Consider the following 5,233-nt stretch of genomic DNA (forward strand, 5'->3'; position numbering starts at 1 on the left):
ACACCGGAGAGAGCCGATGAGCAGCACCACCCCCACCCCCGACCTGCCCGTCGTGGTCATCGGCGCCGGCCCGGTCGGCCTGGCCGCCGCCGCCCATCTGCTCGAATACGGCATCACCGCGCTGGTACTGGAGGCCGGGCCGCACGCCGACACCGCGGTGCGCGCGTGGAGCAACATGCGCCTGTTCTCCACCTGGAACGAGATCGTGGACCCGGCCGCCGAGAAACTGCTCACGCCCACCGGCTGGGTGCGCCCGGACTCCTGCGCGTATCCCACCGGCGGTGACTGGGCCGAGCAGTACCTTCAGCCGCTGGCAGACGCCCTGGGCCAGAGCGTGCGCTACGGCGCCCGGGTCACCGGCGTCGCCCGCGCCGGACGCGACCGGATCGTGGACGCCGGGCGCGAGCAGACCCCCTTCACCGTGCACCTGGTCACCCCCGACGGCGGGGAGCAGCGCGTGACCGCCCGCGCCGTGATCGACGCTTCGGGCACCTGGTCCACCCCGAGCCCGATGGGCGGCGACGGACTGCCCGCACTCGGCGAAGCCGCGCACGCCGGCCGTATCGCCTACCGGGTGCCCGACCTGCGCGACCACGTCGTGCGCGAGCGCTACGCCGGCAAGCGCACCGCGGTGGTCGGCACCGGCGCCTCCGCGTTCACCGCACTGGGCTACCTCGCCGACCTCGCGCAGGATGCGCCCGGCACGCACGCGGTGTGGATCCTGCGCCGCGCCGTCAGCGGCTCGACCTATGGCGGCGGCGAGGCAGACCAGCTGCCGGCCCGCGGCGCCCTGGGCCTGCGCGCCAAGGCCGCGGTCGAAGCCGGGCACGCCACCGCGGTGACCGGGTTCCGCACCGCCGCGGTGGAGGCCGACGGCGCGCGCCTGGCCCTGCTCGCCGAGGACGAGCGCCGCGTGGGCGACATCGACGAGGTGATCGTGCTGACCGGTTTCCGCCCCGACCTGTCCTTCCTCACCGAGATCCGCCTCGGCCTGGACGAGCGGCTTCAGGCACCGCTCGCGCTCGCGCCGCTGATCGATCCCAACCAGCACTCCTGCGGCACCGTCTACCCCCACGGCGTGAGCGAGCTCTCCCACCCGGAACAGGACGTCTACCTGGTCGGCATGAAGTCCTACGGACGCGCCCCCACCTTCCTGGCCATGACCGGATACGAGCAGGTGCGCTCCATCGCCGCCGCCCTGGCCGGCGACCGGGAAGCAGCCGAGCGCGTCGAGCTGACCCTGCCGGAAACCGGGGTGTGCGGCGGCGCAGGACTCTACGACCAGCCCGACACCGCAAACAACGGCGCCGGCTGCTGCGCCGCACCCCAGATCCTGTCCATCGGCCTGGGCGCACCCGCAACCACCGGCGGCTGCTAAACCCACGACACTGCAGGGGGCCGCGCCCGAGTCAGACCGGCCGCGGCCCCCTGTGACGTGCCAGAACAGGTATACCGGCCGAGTGGCGCGGGACGTTCGCCTCTGAGCGGTTCTCCCCGACCCGGCAAGCATCGAAGCGTGAACACTTCCACCACCGTGGAACCGAAGCGCGCCGCCCTCGCGACGCCCGCGACGGCGCAGGAACTGCTGGCCGTGGCGGCTGATCCGGTGCGCTGGCGGCTGCTCGCGGCGCTGGCCGGCGGCCCGCGCTGCGTGTGCCGGCTGCAACCGGCCGCCGCCGTCAGCGCCCCCGCGCTCTCCCACCACCTGCGCGTACTGCGCGAGGCCGGCCTGGTCACCGCACACCGGCGCGGACGCTGGATCGACTACGCGCTGGCGCCCACCGCCGCCGCCCGGCTAAGCGCGGCACTGCCCGCCGCGCCGCGCAACCACGACGCGACCGCGCAACCCGAAGCCACGAGAGGCGCAGACGACTGTGACGACCCCGCTGCGTGAGCGCACCACCCCGGCCGGCACCCCGGCTCCGGGCCCACGGCTTTCGGCCGGCGACCGGCTGCTGCCGGTGTGGATCGCCGCCGCGATGGCCGCCGGGCTGATCCTGGGCAGGCTGGTGACCGGCCTGTCCGGCTGGCTCAGTGCGGTCAAGGTCGGCCAGACCTCCCTGCCGATCGCCCTCGGCCTGCTGGCGATGATGTACCCGGTGCTGGCCAAGGTCCGCTACCACGAGGTCCGCCGCGTCACCGCGGACAAGCGGATGATGAGCGCGTCGCTGGTCCTGAACTGGGTGATCGGCCCGGCCCTGATGTTCGCCCTGGCCTGGCTGCTGCTGCCCGACCAGCCCGCCTACCGCACCGGCGTGATCCTGGTCGGGCTGGCCCGCTGCATCGCCATGGTCCTGATCTGGAACGACCTGGCGCGCGGCGACCGGGAGATGGCCGCGATCCTCGTCGCCCTCAACGCGTTCTTCCAGGTCCTGGCCTACGCCGCCCTGGCCGTGTTCTACCTGCGCCTGCTGCCCGGCTGGCTGGGCCTGGAGCAGAGCAGCCTGAACGTCTCCATCGGCGCCATCGCCGCCACCGTCGCCATCTTCCTCGGCATCCCGCTCGTCGCCGGGTACCTCACCCGCGTCGCCGGGGAACGCGCCCGCGGCCGGGACTGGTACGAGCGCACCTTCCTGCCGCGCCTGTCCCCGGTCGCGCTCTACGGGCTGCTGTTCACCGTCGTGGTGCTCTTCGCCCTGCAAGGCAAGACGATCACCGCCCGGCCCCTGGACGTCGCGCGCATCGCCCTGCCGCTGCTGGCCTACTTCACCCTCATGTGGTTCGGTGCCGCCGCTCTCGGCCGCCGCCTGCACCTGACCTACCCGCGCACCACCACCCTGGCGTTCTCCGCCGCCAGCAACGACTTCGAACTGGCCATCGCGGTCGCCATCGGCGTGTTCGGCGCCACCAGCGGACAGGCCCTGGCCGGCGTCGTCGGACCCCTGATCGAGGTCCCCGTCCTGCTCGCCCTGGTCTACGCCGCCCTGTGGGCGCGCACACACCTGCACTGGAAGGAGGAGACACAGTGAACTGCTTCGACTGCGCCGCCCTGGACACCGCCACACCCGCCGTCGCCCTGTGCGTGGACTGCGGCGCCGCACTGTGCACCCGGCACGCCCACGTCACCGCACACTGGCTCACCCGCACCGCCGTCATCAACCGCATCGTCCCGATCGACCCGCCCGCCCGCAGCATCCGCTGCACCGTATGCCAGGCCGCCCACGACGCCGCGCCGGCACCGGTCGATGCGAGCTGGCGCTGACTCATGACGCCTGCTGCGGGTGTTTCACCGGTGACCCCCGTAACCCTCGGGCCGCCCTGCTGCACGCCCGCACCCCCAAGCTAGCGCTCGAAGAGCTTCCAGTGCCCTTCGGAGATGACCTGGACGGCACCGTCCACCACCATGATGGCCGTCTCGTCATCGACCGCGTACCCCGGCACCGGCACGCGCGCGGCCCACTTCTCGGCGTCGGCCATGGTGTTCTGCGGGCACATCACGTTGTCCAGGTGCGGGAAGATCGAGAATCCGACCACGCCCAGCGCGCTGTCGCCGTCGGCGGCCGGCTTCCAGCCGACGAACTCCTGCCCGACGTGCGGGGCCATCACCATGCTGCCGGCGCTCAGTCCCACGTAGACCGTCTCGCTCAGCGACGGGAAGAGATCCGCCAGGCCGGACTCGCGCATCCAGTGGTGTAGGTACAGGACGTCGCCGCCGCACACCAGCAGGGCGTCGGTCTCGCGGACCATGGGGACCCAGTTCTCCTCGTCGATGCTGGGCAGCGCGGTCAGCTCCAGCATCCCCACGGACTTCCACCCCAGCTCGACCATGGGGGTGGGGGTCTGCCCGGCGATCTGCACGTCATGACGGCGGTCCCGGGCATGGCGTACATCGCGGTGGGGATGCACAGGGCGGTGGACTCCGCGATGGGTTTGCCCAGCATGTCGACCAGCGCGTCGCGGATGCTCTGGTTGCTGACGCCGCCGGAGGTGAGCAGGAGTTTCATCGCGCCTTCCTTGTTCATCGAGAGCCGTGATGGGCCACGGCGAGCCTTGGTGAGCGGGGGTCTTGAACGCTTCGGGCCTTTCGGCAGACGAGTCAATCACGGGACACACTGACTCGCACAAGTGTGCGAGTTGGCCTGCAGAAGATGCTTGCGAACATCCCGCTGACCGAGGACGAGAGGGCTGCGGTCGACGACAGACACGCCGCGCTTGACGCGCTACTCGGCCGGCTCGCCGACGTGCCGACACCCGCCGGCCCAACTCCGCGCCAGCTCGCGATCCCGGCCGCCGCGAAACCCTTGCCGATCGTCGGTGTGATCCACCCGCGCTGATGCTCCTGCGGCGCGGCCGACTCGTCCGCGCCGCAGGAGCCGCCCGGGCGTTAGCCTTCCCCGGTGACCGACACCTCCGCCGACGGGCCCGACGCGGCTTGGAGCGTGCTCGCCTCATCCGGCGACGTCGACCGCAAGGTGGCGCGGTTCCGATACGCCGCCCGCAACCCTCTTATCCCGATTCCCGTCATGCGCCACATGGTCACCCTCGGACGACGTCACTCAGCGCCTCGGGGTAAATGAGCCAACGACGAGGCCGCAGCTCGTACCCTGATACTGCTTGCACCCGGATCGTGCGCGGGCTTGACAGATCAGGGTCCGACGCCGCGGTTTCTCAGCCTGCCCTGGACGCCCGCAGGGCCCGGCTCTCGCGGCTCTCGCCCGACGCCGAGCTCAGCGCAGCTTCTCGGCGAGCACCGCGGCCTGGCTGTGCTCCAGGTCGCGGGTCGCGGTCAGCAGCATCAGCGGCTTCTCGCGCGCCAGTTCGCGCAGCTGCGCGAACGCCGCCGCACGCTCGGGCTCGTCCAATTCGGCGCTGTAGCGGCGGCGGAACTCCGCAAACTTGGCCGGGTCATGGGCGTACCAGGTGCGCAACTGCGTCGAGGGCGCAACCTGCTTGGCCCACTGGTCCAGGTGCGCCGACTCCTTCTTCATGCCGCGCGGCCACACCCGGTCCACCAGCACCCGCATCCCGTCCTGCGCGGGCGTCTCGTCGTACACCCGCCCTATCTTGACCTTGGGTTTCATCGGAGCCTTCGGGACTGTGTCGATAAAGGTGGGGACCAGTGGAGAGGACTGATTCCTATGACTATCGACGTTGTTGATGTGGAAGGTCCGGTTGTGGTAGAGAGCGCCGAGGCGATCACTACCATCGAGGCGGAGGCCGGGATGTCGGGAGCGGACCTGACGGACCTGCTCGATGCGCGGGCCATCGCACAGCTGGCCGAGCGGGCCAGGCA

7 protein-coding genes and 1 pseudogene are annotated in these 5,233 nt (G+C 71.5%); 6 read left to right on the forward strand and 2 right to left on the reverse strand.

The genetic code is table 11. The annotated features are described in order from the left end of the window. Nucleotides 1–16: 16 nt before the first annotated feature. The 4 genes from KGA66_RS28005 (at nucleotide 17) to KGA66_RS28020 (ending at nucleotide 3,202) form a co-directional block, all read left to right on the forward strand. Nucleotides 17–1,378, forward strand: coding sequence for an NAD(P)-binding domain-containing protein (locus KGA66_RS28005; RefSeq protein ID WP_211472431.1), 1,362 nt, complete (start codon nucleotides 17–19; stop codon nucleotides 1,376–1,378). A gap of 138 nt (nucleotides 1,379–1,516) precedes the next feature. Further along, on the forward strand, nucleotides 1,517–1,894 hold the full coding sequence (locus tag KGA66_RS28010) for an ArsR/SmtB family transcription factor (protein ID WP_211472433.1): 378 nt from the start codon (nucleotides 1,517–1,519) through the stop codon (nucleotides 1,892–1,894). Next, nucleotides 1,875–2,969: an ACR3 family arsenite efflux transporter gene (gene arsB, locus KGA66_RS28015; protein ID WP_312887103.1), complete on the forward strand. Its 1,095-nt coding sequence runs from the start codon at nucleotides 1,875–1,877 to the stop codon at nucleotides 2,967–2,969. The genes KGA66_RS28010 and arsB overlap by 20 nt, the downstream gene beginning before the upstream one ends. Continuing rightward, nucleotides 2,966–3,202: a DUF2180 family protein gene (locus KGA66_RS28020; protein ID WP_211472435.1), complete on the forward strand. Its 237-nt coding sequence runs from the start codon at nucleotides 2,966–2,968 to the stop codon at nucleotides 3,200–3,202. The genes arsB and KGA66_RS28020 overlap by 4 nt, the downstream gene beginning before the upstream one ends. 80 nt (nucleotides 3,203–3,282) lie before the next feature. On the opposite strand, the pseudogene KGA66_RS28025 reads toward KGA66_RS28020, so the two are convergent. Next, a pseudogene (locus KGA66_RS28025) lies at nucleotides 3,283–3,944 on the reverse strand (Type 1 glutamine amidotransferase-like domain-containing protein). 144 nt (nucleotides 3,945–4,088) lie between these two features. Between KGA66_RS28025 and KGA66_RS28035 the strand changes: the two are divergent. Both KGA66_RS28035 and KGA66_RS28040 read left to right on the forward strand, forming a co-directional pair. Further along, nucleotides 4,089–4,274: a hypothetical protein gene (locus KGA66_RS28035; RefSeq protein ID WP_211472441.1), complete on the forward strand. Its 186-nt coding sequence runs from the start codon at nucleotides 4,089–4,091 to the stop codon at nucleotides 4,272–4,274. Nucleotides 4,275–4,337: 63 nt separating this feature from the next. Continuing rightward, nucleotides 4,338–4,517: a hypothetical protein gene (locus KGA66_RS28040; protein ID WP_211472443.1), complete on the forward strand. Its 180-nt coding sequence runs from the start codon at nucleotides 4,338–4,340 to the stop codon at nucleotides 4,515–4,517. A 150-nt stretch (nucleotides 4,518–4,667) separates the two neighbouring features. Here the strand turns inward: KGA66_RS28040 and KGA66_RS28045 are convergent, their stop codons facing one another. Beyond that, nucleotides 4,668–5,021, reverse strand: a complete 354-nt coding sequence (locus KGA66_RS28045; protein WP_211472445.1) for a DUF488 domain-containing protein — start codon at nucleotides 5,019–5,021, stop codon at nucleotides 4,668–4,670. Nucleotides 5,022–5,233: the final 212 nt, after the last annotated feature.

Origin of the sequence: Actinocrinis puniceicyclus (genome assembly GCF_018283645.1) — a bacterium.
Taxonomy (GTDB): Bacteria; Actinomycetota; Actinomycetes; order Streptomycetales; family Catenulisporaceae; genus Actinocrinis; species Actinocrinis puniceicyclus.